Consider the following 565-nt stretch of genomic DNA (forward strand, 5'->3'; position numbering starts at 1 on the left):
ACATTGTCGGTGCGAAACTCAACTGGGCGTCCAAACCTCCGCCCGGCGCGACCTCCCCGCCCGTGGCCGCCTTCGCCGACGAGGGTGACCCCGAGTGCGAACCGCTGATCGCGCCAGACACGTACTCGGTGGGGGTGGCTTACACCGCGTGGCGGAGCAATCTCTACAAAGAGGACAAGGACACGTACGAGCATGCGGTCCGTCAAGCCGTTGCGACGGTCGTCGATTCCAAAGCAGCGACGGTGTTGCTTGGCAACGCTTTTGCCAAGCGTCTCGACGCCTGCAGCAATGCCGTCATCCACCTGAGCGGCAAATATCGATGGAGATTCCAGAAGACCGACGCGACCGATACGGGAGTGCGGTGGACGGGAACGGAACTGCAGGACGGGAAGCCCACCGGTTGGATCTGCCCCAACGTGGCGCGCGCGAAGAACAATGTGATCATCACTGCGCAGGTGTGCCAATACGGCAATGGCGCTCCGGCCACCGCGACAATTCTGGACAAGATGTCGGAGAAGATACCCCGATAGACCCGGGAGAATCGGAATACTTTGTGCAGGATCCG

At 61.4% G+C, this 565-nt stretch carries 1 protein-coding gene; it reads left to right on the plus strand.

What is annotated here, in order from left to right; genetic code table 11:
- Positions 1 to 530, plus strand: a 530-nt coding sequence (locus tag A5692_RS00005) for a sensor domain-containing protein (RefSeq protein ID WP_068050862.1), incomplete at its 5' end; no start/stop codon positions are given.
- Between the last annotated feature and the right edge of the window lie 35 nt (positions 531 to 565).

Source organism: Mycobacterium sp. E342 (assembly GCF_001667665.1).
GTDB lineage: Bacteria > Actinomycetota > Actinomycetes > Mycobacteriales > Mycobacteriaceae > Mycobacterium.